Raw genomic sequence first — 17,464 nt, forward strand, 5'->3', positions numbered from 1 at the left:
CACACTTTTCGCTCATCCCTGCTGCTCCTCCCTGTCTAATCCCCATCGGGATGAGGACGTTGCTTCAGGAGGTCGGCACACTAACGCCAACGTTTTAGTAAAGGACCCGGATTTCTTATGTCACAGACTTCTTTTAATAAAGATCAGTTTCAGGCTGCACTGACCCGTCAGTGGCAGCATTTTGGCTTACAGTCCGCTTCTGAGATGACCCAGCGTCAGTGGTGGCACGCCGTAAGCGGTGCGCTTGCCGAGCTGTTGGCCGCTCAACCGGTGGCGAAACCCGCCAAAGGGCAGCGTCACGTCAACTATATCTCTATGGAGTTTTTGATCGGTCGTCTGACCGGCAACAACCTGTTGAATCTGGGTTGGTATCAAGGGGTGAGCGATGAGCTGAAGGCTCATGACATTTACCTGACCGATCTGCTGGAAGAAGAGATTGATCCGGGCCTCGGCAACGGCGGTCTGGGCCGTCTGGCGGCATGTTTCCTCGACTCCATGGCGACCGTTGGCCAGTCGGCAACCGGCTATGGCCTGAATTATCAGTATGGTCTGTTCCGTCAGTCTTTCGCAGATGGCCAGCAGGTTGAAGCGCCGGATGACTGGGGGCGTAGCCGTTACCCGTGGTTCCGTCATAACGAACAGCTGGATGTGCAGGTTGGGATCGGCGGTAAGGTCAGCAAAAGCGGCGCCTGGGAACCGGCGTTCGTGATTACCGGCCAGGCCTGGGATCTGCCGGTGCTGGGGTATCGTAATAACGTCGCGCAGCCGCTGCGTCTGTGGCAGGCGACCCATGCTCATCCATTTAATCTGACCAAATTTAACGATGGCGATTTCCTGCGCGCAGAGCAGCAGGGTATCGACGCGGAAAAACTGACTAAAGTGCTTTACCCGAACGATAACCATCAGGCAGGGAAAAAGCTGCGCTTAATGCAGCAATACTTCCAGTGCGCCTGTTCGGTTGCCGATATTCTGCGTCGCCACCATCTGGCGGGTCGTAAGCTGGCAGAACTGGCGGATTACGAAGTGATCCAGCTCAACGATACCCACCCGACCATCGCCATTCCTGAACTGCTGCGCGTGCTGATCGATGAGCACCAGCTGAGCTGGGATGACGCCTGGGCCATTACCAGCAAAACCTTCGCCTACACCAACCATACGCTGATGCCTGAAGCGCTGGAGTGCTGGGACGAGAAGCTGGTTAAAGCCCTGCTGCCGCGTCATATGCAGATCATCAAAGAGATTAACGACAGATTTAAGAAGCTGGTCGAGAAAACCTGGCCTGGCGATAAGCAGGTGTGGGCAAAACTGGCGGTGGTGCATGATAAACAGGTTCGCATGGCGAACATGTGTGTGGTCAGCGGCTTTGCGGTCAACGGCGTTGCCGCGTTGCACTCCGACCTGGTGGTGAAAGATCTGTTCCCGGAATATCACCAGCTGTGGCCGAATAAGTTCCACAACGTGACCAACGGCATTACGCCGCGTCGCTGGATTAAACAGTGCAACCCGGAACTGGCTGCGCTGCTGGATAAGACGCTGAAGAAAGAGTGGGCTAACGATCTCGACCAGCTGATCCATCTGGAGAAATATGCTGACGATGCGGCGTTCCGCCAGACCTACCGTGAGATTAAGCTGGCTAACAAAGTTCGCCTGGCTGAGTTTGTTAAGACGCGTACCGGTATCGAGATCAACCCGCAGGCGATTTTCGATATCCAGATTAAGCGTCTGCACGAGTACAAGCGTCAGCATCTCAATCTGCTGAACATTCTGGCGCAGTACAAAGAGATTCGCGAAAACCCGCAGGCGGACCGCGTACCGCGCGTGTTCCTGTTCGGGGCGAAAGCCGCACCGGGCTACTACCTGGCGAAGAATATTATTTTTGCTATCAACAAGGTGGCGCAGGCGGTGAATAACGATCCGCTGGTGGGCGACAAGCTGAAAGTGGTCTTCCTGCCGGATTACTGCGTCTCTGCGGCGGAAATGCTGATTCCAGCGGCGGATGTCTCTGAACAGATCTCCACGGCGGGGAAAGAAGCCTCCGGTACCGGCAACATGAAGCTGGCGCTGAACGGCGCATTGACCGTCGGGACCCTGGACGGTGCGAACGTTGAAATCGCCGAACAGGTCGGCGAAGAGAATATCTTTATCTTCGGTAATACCGTTGAAGAAGTTAAGGCGCTGAAAGCGAAAGGTTATGACCCGCTGAAATGGCGTAAAAAGGACAAGCTGCTGGATGCGGTCCTGAAAGAGCTGGAAAGCGGCAAGTATAGCGATGGCGACAAGCATGCTTTCGACCAGATGCTGCACAGCCTGCTGAAAGGCGGCGACCCGTACCTGGTGCTGGCTGACTTCGAAGCGTATGTTGCTGCGCAGAAGCAGGTGGATGAGTTGTACCGCGATCAGGAAGCCTGGACTCGTGCGACGATTCTGAATACCGCGCGCTGCGGCATGTTCAGCTCCGACCGCTCAATTCGCGACTATCAACAACGTATCTGGCAGGCAAAACGCTAAGGACAGGCCTATGGAGACTAAACGCCTTGATAACGCCGCGCTGGCGGCGGGAATAAGTCCCGACTACATCAATGCGCACGGTAAGCCGCAGTCGATTGCTGCGGCGACTAAACAACGTCTGCTGGATGCGATGCATCGTACAACAACCGCCACGAAAGTGGCGGTTGACCCGCTGCCGCCGGTGCAGGTTTTCACACACGGCAAGAAAATGTCGCTGCCGGTAGCCGGCCGTGGGGAATTCCAGTGGATCCTCACCACCGAAGAGGGGAAACAGTATCAAGGCAAAGTGCGTGGAGGAGAGCCCCTCCCGCTGCCGGCCAAACTGCCGGAAGGCTATCATTCGCTGACCCTGACTCAGGATGGCGAACGCTGGCATTGTCGGGCGATTGTGACGCCGGTGCGTTGCTATGAACCACAGGCCCTGAAAGAGGGGCAAAAACTGTGGGGCGCCTGCGTACAGCTTTATACGCTGCGCTCGGAGAAAAACTGGGGAATCGGCGATTTTGGTGATTTACGCGCGATGCTGCCGGAGATTTCCCGGCGCGGCGGCGCGTTTATCGGTCTTAACCCGATTCATGCGCTCTATCCGGCAAACCCGGAGAGCGCCAGCCCTTACAGCCCATCCTCACGCCGCTGGCTGAACGTTATCTATATTGACGTTAACGCGGTCGATGATTTTCGTCTGAACAAAGAGGCGCAGGCCTGGTGGCAATCACCGGAGACGCAGCGGGCATTACAAGCCGCGCGTCAAACCGAGGATGTGGATTATACCGCGGTGACCGCGTTGAAAATGACCGCGCTGCGCATGGCCTGGAAGCGATTTTCCACCCGTCACGATGAGGCGATGGCGGAGTTCCGTCAGTTCGTGCTTCGTGAAGGCGAAAGCCTGTACTGGCAGGCGGCGTATGATGCCCTGCACGCCTGGCACGTACAGCAAGATCCGCTCCGCTGGGGCTGGCCTGCCTGGCCAAAAGCGTATCAGGATATCAGCAGCCCGGAAGTGAAAGCATTCTGCACCGAGCAGGCCGACGAGGTGAGTTTCTACCTCTGGCTGCAGTGGCTGGCGTATTGCCAGTTCGCCGAATGCTGGCACACCAGCCAGCACGACGCGATGCCGATTGGTCTGTACCGCGATCTGGCGGTGGGCGTGGCGGAAGGCGGTTCGGAAACCTGGTGCGACCGCGAGCTGTATTGTCTGAAAGCCTCCGTCGGGGCGCCGCCGGACATTCTTGGCCCGCTGGGGCAAAACTGGGGTCTGCCGCCGATGGATCCGCATATCATCGTCGCCCGTGCCTATGAGCCGTTTATCGAGCTGCTGCGTGCCAACATGCAAAACTGCGGTGCATTGCGCATCGACCACGTGATGTCGGTTCTGCGTCTGTGGTGGATTCCGTATGGTGAAACCGCTGACCACGGCGCCTATGTGCAGTACCCGGTCGACGATCTGCTGTCGATTATGGCGCTGGAGAGTCAGCGTCATCGCTGTATGGTGATTGGCGAAGATCTGGGTACCGTCCCGGTGGAGATTGTCGGCAAGCTGCGTAAGAGCGGCGTCTATTCCTACAAAGTGCTCTATTTCGAAAATGACCATGAGAAGACGTTCCGCGCGCCGCAGACGTATCCGGAACAATCAATGGCGGTGGCGACAACGCATGACCTGCCAACGCTGCGCGGTTACTGGGAAAGCGGAGACCTGACGCTGGGTAAATCGTTAGGTCTGTATCCTGATGAAGTGGTTCTGCGTGGCCTGTATCAGGATCGTGAACGGGCGAAACAGGGGCTGCTGGATGCGCTGCATCAATATGGCTGCCTGCCAAAACGCGCCGGGCATAATGCCTCGCTGATGGCGATGACGTCGACCCTCAATCGCGGGATGCAGCGTTACATTGCGGACAGCAACAGCGCATTGTTGGGGTTACAGCCGGAAGACTGGCTGGAAATGGCGACCCCGGTCAATATCCCGGGCACCAGCAGCGAATATCCGAACTGGCGGCGTAAGCTCTCCACGACCCTTGAGCAGATGTTTGCCGATGAGCGGGTGAATAAGCTGATTAAGGATCTGGATAAGCGGCGCAAAGCGGTCGCTAAGAAGAAATAGTGTCGCCGTTTCCCCGGTGACGCCGGGGAAACGCTGTGAAAAAAGCCAATAAAAAGGCCGGGTCGCGTATGCGGACCCGGCCTTTTTTATGCTGACGCCTGGCTTACACCACCATCCCCAGCAGCAGACAGCCAACCAGGCCGCAGACTGAGATAATGGTTTCCAGCACCGACCACGACCGGATGGTCTCGCCGATGGTGAGGTTGAAGTATTCCTTAAACAGCCAGAATCCCGGATCGTTCACGTGAGAGAAGATAACGCTGCCGGAACCAACCGCAATGACCATCAGTTCCGGGCTGACGCCGGTGGTGGCAATCAGCGGTGCGGCAATCCCGCCGGCGGTGATGGCGGCAACGGTCGCAGAACCGAGCGCAATACGCAGTACCGCCGCGATAGACCAGGCCATAAACAGCGGGGACATGTTGGATTCATGCATGATAGAGGCGATGTATTTATCCATGCCGCTATCCACCAGCACCTGTTTGAAGGCGCCACCGCCGCCGATGATCAACAGCATCATAGCGATAATTTTGATCGAAGAGGTCAGCGTGTCGTTGATCTGCTCCATGGAACGTCCACGGTTCAGGCCGAAGGTGAACAGGGCGATGAGAACCGCAATCAGGGTCGCCATTACCGGGTCGCCGAAGAACTCGGCAACCGGCAGGAAGGCGTGGCCTTTCGGCAGGATCATCTCGGCAACGGCGCGCATCGCCATCAGGATCACCGGTACCAGTGAGGTCCAGACGCTGACGCCAAAGCCCGGCATCTCTTCTTCGGTGAAGGTTTTCGGGTTGTGCAGACCTTCCGGAATCGGTTTATCGATGCCTTTCAGGAAGCGAGCGAAAACCGGACCGGCAAGGATAACCGTCGGAATAGCCAGAATCGTACCGTACAGCAGGGTCTTACCCATATCAGCATGGAAGATTGTGGCAATCGCCGTTGGGCCCGGGTGCGGAGGCAGGAAACCGTGAGTCACGGAGAGCGCGGCTGCCATCGGAACGCCGACGTACAGCAGCGGGATGCGGGCAGACGCGGCAATGGTGAACACCAGCGGCAGCATCAGGACGAAGCCCACTTCGTAGAACAGCGCGAACCCGACGGTAAAACCGGTCAGCACGACGGCCCACTGGATGTGCTTTTTACCGAACTTAGCGATTAAGGTTGTGGCAATGCGCTGAGCGCCGCCGCAATCCGCCAGCAGCTTACCGAGCATAGCGCCAAAGCCCATGATCAGCGCGAGGCTGCCGAGGGTTCCCCCAACGCCGTTTTTAATGGATACGATGACTTTATCCAGAGGCATGCCTTGCATAAGTCCGACGGCGAGTGCCACCAGAACCAGAGCGATGAAGCCGTTCATTTTGAAACGGATCATCAGCAGTAACAGCAGGGCAACCCCGATAGCAACGATGACTAATGGCATAATTTACCTGGCCTTACATTTGTTATGGGTAACGTCAAATTTCAATCTTTTTCGTTTGCTCTGCCTGAGCCGGCAAACGGTATGGCGCCATAAAATCGACTATCACTCCTGTAGGAAAGGATAGCTGGCTATTTTTATAGCAGCGGTGCCTGAAAGAGATGATACGGGTAACATAGGCGGGTTGAGAATCACCCGCCGGGGTAAAATTTTAAATATGAGACTTAAGTCATACTCTTTCCCGGGTTTTTACCGGGTGGCTCAGGGGGAAATGTTGTGCGGTAACATTGACAGGGGCGGCCCGGCCGGGCAAATGCCGCCGGGCTTAACATCGGGAAGAGGGGCGTACTTAGTAGTAAGAGTGCTCGCCGCGCTGGTGTTCGGTCAGATCGCGCACGCCTTTCAGCTCAGGGAATTCGTTTAGCAGCTGTTTCTCGATCCCTTCTTTCAGGGTCACATCGACCATTGAACAGCCGTTACAACCGCCGCCGAACTGCAGGATGGCCAGACCGTCTTCGGTGATTTCCATCAGCGTGACGCGTCCGCCGTGGCCGGCCAGCTGTGGGTTAATCTGGGATTGCAGCATGTATTCAACGCGTTCCATCAGCGGAGCATCGTCGGAAACTTTGCGCATTTTGGCATTCGGTGCTTTCAGCGTCAGCTGAGAGCCAAGCTGATCGGTGACGAAGTCAATTTCAGCGTCTTCCAGATACGGCGCGCTGAGTTCGTCGACATACGCAGTCAGTTGCTCAAACTTCAGCGCCGTGTCGGTGTCTTCCACCGCATCCGGTGGGCAGTAGGATACGCCGCACTCAGCGTTTGGGGTGCCGGGATTAATCACAAATACGCGAATTTGTGTCCCTTCTTCCTGATTTACCAGCAATTTGGCAAAGTGCGCTTGTGCAGCATCGGAAATACGGATCATAGCGTTGGCCTAATAGTTGACTATTTTACTTGGTTATAATACGCCCATCAGCAGGGGTCTACAAGGTACGGCATATACACCATACCTGAACCGTCGCGGCGCCGTTTTGCAAAAGCAGGCGGGATATTTCAGCGACGGTGCTTCCGGTTGTGACGACATCATCCACAATGGCGATATGGAGGCCGCGCACCGATATTTCAAGCTGAAAGGCATTTTTCAGGTTCTGTTTACGCAAGCGTGCGGAGAGATGGTGCTGGGTCGCAGTGCGTCGGTTGCGCCGCAAAGCGTCATGGTGCCAGGCGCACTGCAGCCAGTGCGCCAACGGTCGGCATAGCAGGTCGCTTTGATTGAAGCCTCGCCGCCATTGACGTCGCTGCCACAGCGGGACGCTGACGAGACGGTCTGGCCGGGGAAATCCTTCCCTCTGGCGAACGCGTAACAGCAGCAGACGCGCCAGCGCTGGCGCCAGCTCCGGTCGACGGGAAAACTTAAGCTGATGTATCAAACCGCTCAGCGGTGGCCGGTAATCATTGACCGTCACCAGCCGTTGCCACGGCGGAGGATCCCGCAGGCAGCGGCCGCAGGAGACTCTGCTGACCGCTGCAGGCAGCCCGCACCGTGGGCAAAGCGAATGGGCAAACGCCAGAGAGGTGGCGCAGCGGGAGCAGATTCCCCAGCGGGCGATCGCCACCGGCATTTGGCATAGCCAGCATAAGCTGTGTGCTGTTAGCATATTTCACCTCGTAATGGTGGAAAGAGAACAGTAACTGATGAACGACATCTGGTGGCAAACCGTGGGGGAAGGAAATTGTCATCTTGTGCTCCTGCACGGATGGGGGCTGAATGCCAGGGTATGGGATTGCGTGACGCCGGAACTGGCCTCGCACTTTACCCTGCATCTGGTTGACCTGCCGGGCTATGGTCGTAGCAGCGGCTTTGGCGCCCTGTCGCTGGAGGAGATGGCGCAGCAGGTACTGAGCCAGGCCCCGGAGCAGGCTATCTGGTTGGGCTGGAGCCTGGGTGGGTTGGTGGCCAGTCAGATTGCCGTGCAACATCCCGGGCGCGTACAGGCGCTGGTCACCGTGGCCTCTTCGCCCTGTTTTGGCGCCGATGGCGACTGGCCCGGGATCAAAGCGGAGGTGCTGAGTGGGTTTCAGCAGCAGCTGAGCCAAGATTTCCAGCGCACCGTGGAGCGGTTTCTGGCGCTGCAAACGATGGGGACGGAAAGCGCTCGTCAGGATGCCCGGGCGTTGAAAAGTACCGTGCTGTCGTTGCCGATGCCATCCTCAGAAGCGTTGAACGGCGGGCTGGAGATCCTTAAAACGGCCGATTTACGCCAGCCGCTGGCCGCATTCACACAGCCATTCCTGCGGCTGTATGGCCGACTGGATGGCCTGGTGCCGCGCAAAATTGTTCCGGTTCTGGATGCATTATGGCCGCAGAGTGAATCCATGGTCTTTGAAAAAGCGGCCCATGCCCCGTTCATCTCGCACCCGCAGGCGTTCTGTGAGCCACTGGTGGCGTTGAAAAATCGCCTGCGCAATTATTTTTAGCAGGCTGTGGCAAAAATCCCGACCATAGCAATACTTAGGTTGTCACGGGGAGTATGCGTTTCTGTCGCCGCCGTGGCCTATAAAAACAACCTTATGGAGAGTTGAGGCTATGAAACTTATTACGGGTATTGTTGCATCTCTGGTGATTGGGTCCCTGTCTTTTGGCGCGTTTGCAGCGAAAGAGATTCAAAAAGATGAAGTGGCGTCAATGAAGCTGACGAAAATCGGCAGCATTACGACCTCAAAAACAACGTCACCGATGGATGCAAAGCGCGATCTGTCGAAGAAGGCGGATGAGCTGGGCGGCAAGTACTTTGTGGTGATTGCCGGTTCGAAAAACGAGAAAACCGTTCACGCAAACGCCGACGTCTACAAATAAGCAAAAGCGGGTCTCAGGACCCGCTTTGGTTTTATTGCTCATAGGCTTATTGCCCAGCGGTATCAGCGCAGCGCCCACCACTCTTGCAAGCAGGCTTTTCCCTCAGGGCAACTTTTGCAGCTGCCGGACAAACAGCCGTTCGCGTCTTCCGTTATGCGCACGGCTTTCCCCATGGCTTCCAGACGACTCAGCATGGCATCGACCAGCGGCTGCGGAGCATGCAGGCGAGCGCTGAGCTGTGTCGCCTGCATACGCCCCTGCAGGGCCAGCATATCGCGTACTTCAATCAACGACGCCATGATAACTCCTTAGTGACAATCACCTGCCGGACTCTGGCAGCAGGATGACGGCGTTTTACGCGTCGCCAGCAGGGAGACATCAACCCGACTGCGTGCCCGGCGCAACAGAGCAAAGACTATGATGTTAAACAGCACCACCGCCAGGATACACACCAGACTGTAGCGCGGATGCTGGCTGAAACTCACGGTCTGGTAGTACAGCGTAGAGAGCGAGTAGGCGATGTTCAGTCCCCATAAGATGGAGAATGACATCCAGCCGCGGCTGGATTCGCGAGCGATAGCCCCCATCACCGAGATGCACGGAATATAGAGCAGAACGAAAATCAGGTAGCTGTAGGCGGCCGCCGCGCTGCCGAATTTGCTGCCCATGACCCCCATGGCGCCGGTTTCCATTTCACCATCGCCTTTGCTGGCTTCGATAGGGTTAGCCAGAACGCTCAGGCTGAAGGTATCTTTCAGGCTCTGCCAGGTTTCGTCCAGCGCGGCCAGCAGTTCGTCGCCGAGGTGGAACTCCTGCGGATTAAACGCTTCATTCTGAATATCTTCGGCGGTGTAGAGCGTGTTCAGCGTCCCGACGACCACCTCTTTCGCCATTGCGCCGGTAAACAGTCCGACGGTGGCCTGCCAGTTATCTTCATGCACGCCAATAGGTTTAAAAATCGGCGTGATAATACGACTGACGGAGGCCAGCGCCGAATCGTTAATGTTGTCCACCAGCTTACCGTTAAGCGAGAAGCTGTTCAGGGCGCTAAGGAAGATACTGACGATGACGATAACTTTACCCGCGCGCAGCACAAAGCCTTTCAGCCGTTGCCAGGTCTGGATGACCAGACTTTTGATATGCGGGACGTGGTAGACCGGTAGCTCCATTACGAACGGCGATGCTTCGCCGCGCATAATGGTGTGTTTGAGCATCAGGCCGGTCAGGATAGCCATCACGATCCCGAGCAGATACAGCGAGAAGACCGCCAGCGCGCCATTCTGACCAAAGAACGCGGCGGCGAACACGGCGAAGATCGCCAGGCGCGCGCCGCAGGACATAAACGGCGCCATCATGATGGTCATCAGGCGTTCGCGCGGTGCATCCAGCGTGCGCGCCCCCATCACCGACGGCACGTTGCAGCCGAAGCCGACAATCAGCGGCACGAAAGATTTCCCCGGTAGCCCCAGCGCCTGCATCAAGCGGTCCATGACGAATGCCGCTCGCGCCATATAGCCGGAATCCTCAAGGAAGGAGAGGAACAGATACATCATGCCGATTTGCGGCACCAGCGGCAGCACGGTGTTGATACCGCCGCCCAGCCCCTGGGCAAGGAAAACGGTTAGCCAGTCCGGGAAATGCAGGGTATAGCCCAGCCACTGAATGCCGTGAATAAAGATAGCCACGGACCCGGCGTCAAAGATGGGTTGTAACGCGCCGCCGATGTTGATCGCCAGCAGGAACATCAGGTACATGACAAATAAGAAGATGGGCAGCCCCAGCACGCGGCTGAGGATGATTTTGTCCATCGCGGTGGTGAAACGACTCGGTTCAGCGGTGAGCGTGTTGCTGACGGCGTCGCAGATGGCGGCAATGCTCTGATAGCGAGCATCCGCGATGTGCAGCGCCGGATCGGCAATTTCCGCACTCAGATTCGCCAGGGCATCGTCGAGCTTATGCGCAGCGTTTCCGGCGTACTCGCGGCTGTAAATATCGCCTTCCAGCATCTGCAGACCCAGCCAGCAACGCTGACGTTGCGGAATTTCTGGCGCCATTTCCTGAGCCAGCTTTTCGGCTTCACGCAGCAGCGGCTGCGGGTAGTGCACCAGCTCAAGCGACGTATTTTGCTGGTGGCGGTCGACGGCCATTTTTAAGGCTTCGATACCGCGTCCGCGAGTCGAGACCAGCGGGATCACCGGGCAACCCAGGCGGGCTGCCAGCGCGTCAACGTCGATCCGGATTTTTTGCTTTTCGGCAATATCCAGCATATTCAACGCAACGATGCAGGGGATGCCCAGCTCCAGCAGCTGCAGCGTCAGATAGAGGTTGCGTTCCAGGTTTGAGGCGTCGACCACGTTAATCAGCATGTCGGCATCGCCGCTGAGGATATAGTGACAGGCGATCTGCTCATCTAAAGAGGTCTGTGAAGAGATCGTCGTCAGCGAATAGGTGCCGGGCAAGTCTACCAGCGTGACCTGGTGGTCGGTGGTGGTAAAGGCTCCTTCTTTGCGTTCGACGGTGACCCCGGCCCAGTTGCCGACGCGCTGACGAGCGCCGGTAAGCTGATTAAATAATGTTGTTTTGCCGGAGTTCGGATTACCAATTAAACCAAGAGTTAACTTTTTCATATTTCAGACTCTGAGTATCGGGTCAGGTGTTATTGTGCAACCGCTTCCAGTTCTATTAAATCGAGATCTTTTTTGCGTAATACCAGACTTACACGTCGGGTTTCGATATGCACGGGATCGCCGAGCGGCGCGACGCGGACCACATTAAAAGAGGAACCTGGCAGCATGCCAAGAGACAATAGTTTCTGACGATAAGCCGGACTAATATCACGAGAGAAACCCGTGATTTTCCACGCACTATCAGGAGTGAATTGCATAGGGCCTACCTGTAATCGCTAACTGAACGAGAGTTTACCGTGTGCGGTCATCGCACAGTACCGGGGAGCATAGTCAACGGAGAAGAAGATATATTTACTATGAATGATGATAATGATAATGGTTTTTATCATCAATACATAAATGGTTTAATAATCGACATTTGCCGGAAATATGCTGTTTTTTTGATATGACGCAAGGTCTGCACTGTAGCGCTAAATAAGGGTAATATTTATTTTGTCATTTAATGTTTAATTAAGGTTTCATTGGTTAACAAAATGAAACCTTAATAAATAACTTATTTACTCGCCTTTATTAGCCAGAGCTAATCGGTTTCCGGAGTATACCAACATGGGGTCAGAGAATAAGGCGGAGAAAGCGGCCCCTGCAATGAGGGGCCGGGAAAGGGTTAGCGTTTTTTACCCATGGCTGCTGCCAGCGCGTCCATCATGGCGCTGTTGCCAGCGGACTGCGCCTCACGGCCGCGCGGCTTCGCCGCTTTTGCCGCCGGGCGGTTGCCCTGCGCACGATCGCTCCCGCCGCCGCGCCGGGTGTTGCTCTCGCCCGGCTGCTCGTCAAGACGCATGGTCAGTGCGATGCGTTTACGCTGCAGGTCGACCTCCATCACTTTAACCTGCACGATATCGCCAGCTTTGACGACGGTATGCGGATCGTCGACGAATTTATTCGACAGCGACGAAATATGCACCAGGCCATCCTGGTGAACGCCGATATCGACAAAGGCGCCAAAGTTGGTGACGTTGGTAACCGCACCTTCCAGTACCATGCCAGGCAGCAGGTCGTTCATGGTTTCCACGCCATCGGCGAACTTCGCAGTTTTAAACTCCGGACGCGGGTCGCGGCCGGGTTTTTCCAGCTCTTTGATAATGTCGGTGACGGTTGGCACACCGAATTTCTCATCGGTGAAGTCGGCCGCTTTCAGATTGCGTAATTCGCTGCTGTTGCCCATCAGATCGCTTAACGCCTGCCGGGTGGCGGCCAGAATGCGCTCGACGATAGGATATGCTTCCGGGTGAACGGTGGAGGCATCCAGCGGGTTGTCGCCGTGGTTGATGCGCAGGAACCCGGCGCACTGCTCGAAGGCTTTGGGACCGAGGCGGCTGACTTTCAGCAGCTGCTGACGGTTCTGGAACTGGCCGTTTTCATCACGCCAGGCGACGATGTTCTGCGCCATCATCCGCGTCAGGCCCGCCACGCGGGTAAGCAGCGGCACGGAAGCGGTGTTCAGATCCACGCCGACGGCGTTAACACAGTCTTCGACCACCGCATCCAGCTTGCGCGCCAGCTGTGACTGGCTGACGTCGTGCTGGTACTGGCCCACGCCGATGGACTTCGGATCGATTTTAACCAGCTCGGCCAGCGGATCCTGCAGACGACGGGCAATTGAAACGGCGCCGCGCAGAGAAACATCGAGGTCCGGGAACTCCAGGGCCGCCAGTTCGGAAGCTGAGTAGACGGAAGCCCCGGCTTCGCTGACGATCACTTTCTGCGCGGTGACTTTCGGGAACTGTTGCTGCACATCGAGGAAGAAGCGCTCGGTTTCGCGGGAGGCGGTGCCGTTGCCGATAGCGACCAGTTCAACGTTGTGCTTTTCACACAGCGCGGCGACGACAGATGCCGCTTTGGCGGCCTGTCCGGTGTGCGGATAGATGGTGTCTGTGGCGACCAGTTTACCGGTGCCATCTACCACGGCGACTTTCACGCCGGTACGCAGGCCTGGGTCGAGGCCCATGGTGGCGCGCAACCCGGCGGGGGCGGCCATCAGCAGATCGTGCAGGTTACGGGCAAACACGTTGATGGCTTCATCTTCCGCGCGTTCGCGCACGGTGCCCATCAGCTCGGTTTCCAGGTGCATCAGCACCTTAATGCGCCATGTCCAGCTGACAACCCCTTTGCGCCAGCTGTCGGCTGCGGCATTGTTCAAGCGTAAACCGAGATGGTCGATAATAATCTGTTCGCAGTGGCTCTCTTTCGGCGGCTCGTCAAACTGCGGGTCGGCATTCAGGGCCAGCTGCAGGATGCCTTCATTACGGCCGCGGAACATCGCCAGCGCGCGGTGCGAAGGGACGGTAGCGATAGGCTCATGGTGATCGAAGTAGTCGCGGAATTTTGCCCCTTCCTCTTCTTTGCCGCCCACTACCGTGGCAACCAGGTGCGCATTCTTCCACAGGTAGTCACGCACCTTCGCCAGCAGCGCGGCGTCTTCAGCAAAGCGCTCCATCAGGATATAACGCGCGCCATCCAGTGCGGCTTTGGTATCGGCGACGCCTTTATCGGCATCGACAAACTTCGCCGCTTCTGTTTCCGGATCGTGGGACGGTTCGTTCCATAGCAGATCCGCCAGCGGCTCCAGCCCGGCTTCAATGGCGATTTGCCCGCGGGTGCGGCGTTTCGGTTTATATGGCAGGTAAAGGTCTTCGAGCTCGGTTTTGCTCAGCGTGGTGGTAATCGCCTTTTCCAGCGCATCGGTCAGCTTACCCTGTTCGCCGATCGATTTGAGGATCGATTGACGGCGGTCTTCCAGTTCACGCAGATAACCAAGGCGGGTTTCCAGATTACGCAGCTGCGTGTCATCCAGACCGCCGGTGACTTCTTTACGATAGCGTGCGATAAACGGCACGGTGTTCCCTTCATCAAGCAGGCGAACGGCAGCTTCTACCTGTTCAGACCTGGCCTGAAGTTCACCCGCAATAATGCGGCAGAGCGAATCATTCATCATGTCTATTTCATCTTGTGGATCGAAAATCAGGGGGATAGTTATACGGACTGGCACGGCAAAATGCCAGTCGTGGCACGAGGCTCTCAGATTGTTCCGGACGCGCTATTTCACATATTCGATATTGTTGACGTACCAGCTGGCTTCGCCGGCGGGCGTGTTGACCACCGCCAGGTCGCCGACCTCTTTTTTCAGCAGCGCGCGAGCCATCGGCGAGTCGATAGAGATGTAGTCTTTACGTCCGAAAATCTCATCGTAACCGACGATGCGAAAGCGCTTGGTGTCGCCATCATCGTTTTCGATTTCAACCCACGCGCCGAAAAACACCTTGCCCTCCTGCTGCGGGGAGTAATCGACGATTTTCAGATTTTCCAGACATTTGGTGAGATAGCGTACCCGGCGGTCGATTTCACGCAGCCGTTTTTTGTTGTACTGGTAATCGGCATTTTCGCTACGATCGCCAAGGCTGGCCGCCCAGGTCACTTTTTTGGTGACCTCAGGGCGTTCTTCACGCCACAAATAGTCCATTTCTTTTTTAAGTTTTTCATACCCTTCACGGGTGATCAGCGGCGTTTTCATTTATCGTTCTACCTTCTGATTGTCGGACACTGTACGCGGCGGTGTGCGGTTGCGCACAATTCGTAGTGCGTAATAATACCGACAGGATAAATAATGTGTCTTATGATTAAATGTATACTTAAGCTGCTGTTAAATATGCTTTGTAACAATTTAGCCTGGAATATATACCAGATTTAGCTGGTCGGCGACCCGGGCTTTTTTGAGAATACGCACTGACAATTGCAGTGAACCTTTGGGAGTATAAACAATGCAAGAGAATTATAAGATTCTGGTTGTCGACGACGACATGCGCCTGCGTGCGCTGCTCGAACGTTATCTGACCGAGCAAGGCTTCCAGGTTCGAAGCGTCGCCAACGCTGAACAAATGGATCGTCTGTTGACTCGTGAGTCCTTCCACCTGATGGTGCTGGATTTGATGCTGCCGGGCGAAGATGGTCTCTCCATTTGTCGTCGTCTGCGTAGCCAAAGCAACCCGATGCCGATCATTATGGTTACGGCGAAAGGGGAAGAGGTTGACCGTATTGTGGGCCTCGAAATCGGTGCGGACGACTATATTCCAAAACCGTTCAACCCGCGTGAGCTGCTGGCCCGTATCCGCGCCGTGCTGCGTCGCCAGGCGAATGAGCTGCCGGGTGCGCCGTCACAGGAAGAGGCGGTCATCGCCTTTGGTAAATTCAAGCTGAATCTCGGCACCCGCGAGATGTTCCGTGAAGATGAACCGATGCCGCTGACCAGCGGTGAATTTGCGGTACTGAAAGCGCTGGTTAGCCATCCGCGTGAGCCGCTCTCCCGCGATAAACTGATGAACCTTGCTCGCGGTCGCGAATATTCCGCGATGGAGCGTTCCATCGATGTACAAATTTCCCGTCTGCGCCGCATGGTCGAAGAGGATCCGGCCCATCCGCGTTACATCCAGACCGTGTGGGGGCTAGGCTACGTCTTCGTACCGGACGGCTCTAAGGCATGAAACGCGTGCGTTTTTCGCCGCGAAGCTCGTTTGCTCGCACCCTGTTATTGATTGTCACCTTGCTGTTTGTCAGCCTGGTGACGACCTATCTGGTGGTGCTGAATTTTGCGATTCTACCGAGCCTCCAGCAGTTTAATAAGGTGCTGGCATACGAAGTGCGTATGCTGATGACCGATAAACTGCAGCTGGAGGATGGCACCCAGCTGGTGGTGCCGCCGGCGTTTCGTCGCGAAATTTATCGCGAACTGGGCATTTCGCTCTATTCCAATGAAGCGGCGGAAGACGCAGGCCTGCGCTGGGCGCAGCACTATGAGTTTTTAAGTCAGCAGATGGCGCACCAGCTCGGAGGGCCAACCGAAGTGCGGGTCGAGGTCAACAAAAGCTCCCCCGTGGTGTGGTTGAAAACCTGGCTGTCGCCGAATATCTGGGTGCGCGTACCGCTGACGGAAATCCACCAGGGCGACTTCTCGCCGCTGTTCCGCTATACCCTGGCGATTATGCTGCTGGCGATCGGCGGCGCCTGGCTGTTTATCCGTATTCAAAACCGGCCGCTGGTCGATCTTGAGCATGCGGCGCTGCAGGTCGGGCGAGGCATCATTCCGCCGCCGCTGCGGGAGTACGGTGCATCCGAAGTGCGTTCGGTCACCCGGGCCTTTAACCACATGGCCGCAGGCGTAAAACAGCTGGCAGACGATCGTACGCTGTTAATGGCCGGCGTCAGCCACGATCTGCGTACGCCGCTGACGCGTATTCGCCTGGCGACGGAGATGATGGGGGAAGAAGACGGTTACCTTGCCGAGTCGATCAACAAAGACATTGAAGAGTGTAACGCCATCATCGAGCAGTTTATTGATTACCTGCGCACGGGCCAGGAGATGCCGATGGAGCTGGCGGATCTTAACTCGGTGCTCGGTGAAGTTATCGCGGCGGAAAGCGGTTACGAACGTGAAATCGCGACGGACCTGCAGGCCGGCGAGATCCCGCTGCGCATTCATCCGCTCTCTATCAAGCGCGCGCTGGCCAATATGGTGGTTAACGCCGCGCGTTATGGCAACGGCTGGATTAAGGTCAGCAGCGGTAGCGAAGCCAGCAGCGCCTGGTTCCAGGTCGAGGATGATGGCCCGGGGATTAAGCCAGAACAACGCGAGCATCTGTTCCAGCCGTTTGTGCGTGGCGATAGCGCCCGCAGCACCAGCGGTACCGGGCTGGGGCTGGCGATTGTGCAGCGTATTATCGATAACCATAACGGTCGTCTGGAGATTGGCTCCAGCGAGCGGGGCGGGCTGTTGATTCGCGCCTGGCTGCCGGTTCCGGTTCAACGTGCGCTAACGCCGACGAAACAGAGCAAAGAGAGTTAAGCGGCCGCTCGCGGCAGTCTGAATCGCGCGGGTCGGCGCGAGAGCATAAAAAAGCCGGGCA

14 protein-coding genes are annotated in these 17,464 nt (G+C 56.6%); 6 read left to right on the plus strand and 8 right to left on the minus strand.

Translation table 11 applies throughout. The annotated features are described in order from the left end of the window. Positions 1-117: 117 nt before the first annotated feature. Positions 118-2,508: a maltodextrin phosphorylase gene (gene malP / locus Q1L34_RS01745; RefSeq protein WP_064359878.1), complete on the plus strand. Its 2,391-nt coding sequence runs from the start codon at positions 118-120 to the stop codon at positions 2,506-2,508. A gap of 10 nt (positions 2,509-2,518) precedes the next feature. After that, positions 2,519-4,606 carry a 4-alpha-glucanotransferase gene (malQ, locus tag Q1L34_RS01750; protein WP_064359877.1) on the plus strand — a complete coding sequence of 696 codons (2,088 nt, stop codon included), beginning with the start codon at positions 2,519-2,521 and terminating at the stop codon, positions 4,604-4,606. 103 nt (positions 4,607-4,709) lie between these two features. Here the strand turns inward: malQ and gntT are convergent, their stop codons facing one another. The 3 genes from gntT to gntX form a co-directional block, all read right to left on the minus strand. After that, positions 4,710-6,026, minus strand: a complete 1,317-nt coding sequence (gene gntT / locus Q1L34_RS01755; RefSeq protein ID WP_015585607.1) for a gluconate transporter — start codon at positions 6,024-6,026, stop codon at positions 4,710-4,712. A gap of 346 nt (positions 6,027-6,372) precedes the next feature. Beyond that, positions 6,373-6,948 (minus strand): Fe-S biogenesis protein NfuA, encoded by a 576-nt coding sequence (gene nfuA / locus Q1L34_RS01760; RefSeq protein ID WP_004868496.1) that lies wholly within the window; start codon positions 6,946-6,948, stop codon positions 6,373-6,375. 58 nt (positions 6,949-7,006) lie between these two features. Beyond that, positions 7,007-7,681 (minus strand): DNA utilization protein GntX, encoded by a 675-nt coding sequence (gntX, locus tag Q1L34_RS01765; RefSeq protein WP_004868494.1) that lies wholly within the window; start codon positions 7,679-7,681, stop codon positions 7,007-7,009. Between the two features lie 37 nt (positions 7,682-7,718). On the opposite strand from gntX, the gene bioH reads away from it, so the two are divergent. Together bioH and Q1L34_RS01775 are read left to right on the plus strand one after the other, a co-directional pair. After that, positions 7,719-8,501 carry a pimeloyl-ACP methyl ester esterase BioH gene (bioH, locus tag Q1L34_RS01770; protein ID WP_004868492.1) on the plus strand — a complete coding sequence of 261 codons (783 nt, stop codon included), beginning with the start codon at positions 7,719-7,721 and terminating at the stop codon, positions 8,499-8,501. Positions 8,502-8,610: 109 nt separating this feature from the next. Further along, the gene (locus Q1L34_RS01775) at positions 8,611-8,880 is read left to right on the plus strand and encodes a YdgH/BhsA/McbA-like domain containing protein (RefSeq protein WP_004868491.1); all 270 of its coding nucleotides are present in this window, start codon (positions 8,611-8,613) and stop codon (positions 8,878-8,880) included. A 62-nt stretch (positions 8,881-8,942) separates the two neighbouring features. Here the strand turns inward: Q1L34_RS01775 and feoC are convergent, their stop codons facing one another. The 5 genes from feoC to greB form a co-directional block, all read right to left on the minus strand. Next, entirely contained in the window at positions 8,943-9,179 is a 237-nt protein-coding gene (feoC, locus tag Q1L34_RS01780) for a [Fe-S]-dependent transcriptional repressor FeoC (RefSeq protein ID WP_015585608.1), read from the minus strand. 9 nt (positions 9,180-9,188) lie between these two features. Continuing rightward, a complete protein-coding gene (gene feoB / locus Q1L34_RS01785; RefSeq protein WP_004868487.1) occupies positions 9,189-11,507 on the minus strand; it encodes a Fe(2+) transporter permease subunit FeoB in 2,319 nt (772 codons plus the stop codon). 29 nt (positions 11,508-11,536) lie between these two features. Further along, complete coding sequence (gene feoA, locus Q1L34_RS01790) at positions 11,537-11,764, minus strand: ferrous iron transporter A (RefSeq protein WP_004868486.1); 228 nt, start codon at positions 11,762-11,764, stop codon at positions 11,537-11,539. Between the two features lie 407 nt (positions 11,765-12,171). After that, the gene (locus Q1L34_RS01795; protein ID WP_272822152.1) at positions 12,172-14,502 is read right to left on the minus strand and encodes a Tex family protein; all 2,331 of its coding nucleotides are present in this window, start codon (positions 14,500-14,502) and stop codon (positions 12,172-12,174) included. A gap of 102 nt (positions 14,503-14,604) precedes the next feature. Continuing rightward, positions 14,605-15,078 carry a transcription elongation factor GreB gene (gene greB / locus Q1L34_RS01800; RefSeq protein WP_004868482.1) on the minus strand — a complete coding sequence of 158 codons (474 nt, stop codon included), beginning with the start codon at positions 15,076-15,078 and terminating at the stop codon, positions 14,605-14,607. A 247-nt stretch (positions 15,079-15,325) separates the two neighbouring features. Between greB and ompR the strand changes: the two genes are divergently transcribed. Beyond that, positions 15,326-16,045 carry an osmolarity response regulator transcription factor OmpR gene (gene ompR / locus Q1L34_RS01805; RefSeq protein ID WP_001157751.1) on the plus strand — a complete coding sequence of 240 codons (720 nt, stop codon included), beginning with the start codon at positions 15,326-15,328 and terminating at the stop codon, positions 16,043-16,045. Continuing rightward, positions 16,042-17,403 (plus strand): two-component system sensor histidine kinase EnvZ, encoded by a 1,362-nt coding sequence (gene envZ, locus Q1L34_RS01810; protein ID WP_004868479.1) that lies wholly within the window; start codon positions 16,042-16,044, stop codon positions 17,401-17,403. The genes ompR and envZ overlap by 4 nt, the downstream gene beginning before the upstream one ends. Positions 17,404-17,464: the final 61 nt, after the last annotated feature.

The sequence above is a fragment of the Klebsiella ornithinolytica genome, assembly GCF_030505655.1.
GTDB lineage: Bacteria > Pseudomonadota > Gammaproteobacteria > Enterobacterales > Enterobacteriaceae > Klebsiella > Klebsiella ornithinolytica.